Raw genomic sequence first — 3,170 nt, 5'->3', positions numbered from 1 at the left:
ATTTCTTATGGCGGGCAAGAACTAACTGCCGGAGAAGATGGAAAATTTACTGTACACACTGATACTCCCTACCAGTTGCGGTTAAAATTCCGCGAAAAGCCGGGAGTGCCGGGTGGGCAAATCCCCAGTGGAAAAGATTTGACTTATAAACTCCCAGCGGGATTGCAGGCTTTCCCGCATCAAAAAGGCAAATTCACTATCCAGACCTCAGAAGGGGCAGTCGAAAATAATACTTACGAAATAAAAGATAATGTGCTGCATGTGCAATTGGCGAAAGACGAGGCTTTAGAAGCCTCCCAGCAGGCGGAATTCTTTGCCACTTTTGACATCAAATTTACGCCTGCTGCAGATATAATTCCGCTGGCTGCGGGGATAAATTTGCAGGTGCGGGTATCTGATGATCCGGATATTAGTATTACGAAGACGGCTCGGCACGATTTTTCGGCCGGTAAGGTGTTCTACACAATTAAGGTCAAATCTATTGACACTAACGAGAATATTGAAATTACCGACCAAATCACGGGCGGGGAAAATAGTGCGCTTAAGCTGGATACTGATCCGAAGAATCTGCAGGTAAAATCCACTAATAAGCGTGCGCCGAAGCCGGGGAAGCCAGATTATACCGATAATGGTTTTAAGCTGGTAATTCCGAAAATGGTGCATAAAGAAGAAGTGACTATTACTTATTTTGCTACCGTGGATTACAGCAAGATTGATCCGGCCGAGGGTGGCACTTTAGAGCAGACCACTAATAAGGTAAAAATAAGTACCGATCAGCTGCCTAATCCGAAAGAAACTGAGAATAATCTTAAGAATCAACTAAAGATAGGCACTATTACTAAGAAGGCGCAAGGAGCAAAGGAAACGGCTCCTGCTTCGGGGATTTATGAGCAATCTTGGGTATTGCAAGTAAATGAGTACCACAAGCTGAAGCTCACTGGATATACCATTAGCGATCTTGTGCCGGAAGAAATCCGCGATATGGTGAAGTATTCCGGGGAAGGGATAAAAGTAGTTAATACTACTAAGCCCGATGCGGAAGGAAAATCCACTAAGACGGAGAAAATCATTCCGTGGGCAGAGCTAGCGAAAGCTACGGATTCAGAATGGTCTTATAAATTACCAGCAGATGATCCGGAATACTCCAGCTACGAAATTACCTACACTACGCAGGTAGATGTGAGTAAGAAAATTGCCCCTACCACGGTACAAAACAAAGCTACTAGCGATGACGGCAATCCGCAGACCCCTCCAGAAGAAGTAACTACCTCTTCAGATCCATTGCGCCCACCGCATCTTTTTAATGTAGAAAAGAAGATGCTCACGCAATCTAAAGATCAAGTTTCTTGGCAGGTGATTGTGAATGTCGTACCGCAAGGTTACGATTCTTTGGTGCTGGAAGATGTACTGCCGGCTCTGACGCTAGGAGATAAACGGTTCCAAGATACTTTGCCAGAAAATGCGCAGATTGAGGTAAAAGGTCTGATTGGAGAGGAAAGCTACGCTTTTGCGCGCAACGCCGAGCATCCCGAACGCGGATTCTCCCTCACCTTCTATAAAGATAAAGCAAAGCAGCATCAGGGCTTGAACCCATTTTTAGATGAAAATGGTAAGAAAGCCGAGCGGAAAGTGGAGATTACTTTCACCACTGATAACGATCAGGCTTGGATAGCGGCGTACCGGGCTGGAGAATCTAGCCTGTATCGGCACACTAATCAGGTAAAAGCCACCGCTAATGATGTAGTGCGGAATGCTTCGGCAGTCGCCACACCAGATATAGAGGGACTCCGTAAGAGCTTCACGGGCGTCACTACGAAAGAAATTGACGGAGTGGATTATCCGGTATTTAATTACCATCTACAGCTCGAAGGCCTTGATAAATACGAAGGCGATACTTTCCAGATTACTGATAAATTCGTGGCGGATAAGTTAAAACTAGTGAAAGATCCGCAGCCGAATATATCGGGAGCAGCGAAAGTTAAAGTAACTGAAAAAGCGGGTGAAATTCTTTTTGAGGTAGCTAAGAAAGATTTACCGCGCTATTCAGATGGAGAAATGTATTCTACGTACTATTTGAACTATGCATTGATTCCGAAGGATCGGGCAGCTTTAGATGACATTAATAAGAATAAAGATGGCCTACAGGTAAAGAATAAAGCTCTCTGGGGGCCGGTAAATACGCAGGAAACCACGGGAGAATATGCGTATAAACCTCTGACTAAGGAAATCACGGAGAAGCCTTCTAGTAGTAATGGCTACACTGCTACTTTCCAAATCACGGTAAATCCGGGTGGCCTGGATATTGCCAATGGAGCTAATAGTTTAGCTTTCCAAGATGAGATGGTTAATTTGCGTCTGCAACCGGAAACTTTGCAAATGACTCCGGCAGATTATCAGTACCGCCCGGTTTATCAGGATGGTGTATTGCGGATGCAGATTCCTAATAAACAGAAAGTGGTAATCACTTATAAGGCAAAGGTAATCGGAGAAAAAGTAGTAAATTACAGCAATAAAGTGACGGTCGGAAGCGAAGAGTCGAATACTTCCGGTACGGTAGCTCTGCGTTTATCCTTTGGAGGATATGCGCCAAATCCGGGAATTACCTTGCATAAGCACGATGCGAGAGATTTGCGTACGAATCTGGCCGGTGCTGAATTTGCTCTTTACCAGATTAAAGATGGAAAAGCAGAGCCAATGGTAGGGAAACTCACCCCGGAACAAAAAGAAGCTGCTCCGTTAGTTTTCACTACTGGGAAAGACGGAGAAGTTAAGATCAAGGGAGATGACGGGAAACTCGGCTGGACTTTGCTTATGAGCAATGATGAGCACGAATATATTTATGAATTGCGAGAAGTTAAAGCTCCGCAAGGATATAAATTGCTGGAGAAACCGTTGACTTTCTCTTTCCATGCACTTCCGAGAGATGATACGCAGCAGTACGACGGAGCGGTGCTGTATATTCCTAATACGCCGCAACCCAATACGCCGCCTCCGGGGGTAGAGCCGAAGCGGCCGGGACTTCCGCAGACGGGAGCTTCTCTAGTGAAAGTTTTCGTCGCGCTGTGTGCTATTACCGGAATGGGTGGTTATCTGGTTTATCGGCGAAAGCGCGAGCTATAAACTACTCTAAATAGCGGAATTAATAGAACAGGCGGGCGGAAACCTTAAGG

Annotated in this window: 1 protein-coding gene; it reads left to right on the top strand. The window is 45.4% G+C overall.

What is annotated here, in order from left to right; all coding sequences use genetic code 11:
• On the top strand, positions 1–3,120 hold a 3,120-nt coding region (locus Q0X35_RS06295), incomplete at its 5' end, for a SpaA isopeptide-forming pilin-related protein (RefSeq protein ID WP_297566633.1).
• Positions 3,121–3,170: the final 50 nt, after the last annotated feature.

It is taken from the genome of uncultured Arcanobacterium sp. (genome assembly GCF_947253055.1).
Lineage (GTDB): Bacteria > Actinomycetota > Actinomycetes > Actinomycetales > Actinomycetaceae > Arcanobacterium_A.
Note: the sequence above shows the minus strand (reverse complement) of the source record. Positions and strands in the feature narration are given on the sequence as shown.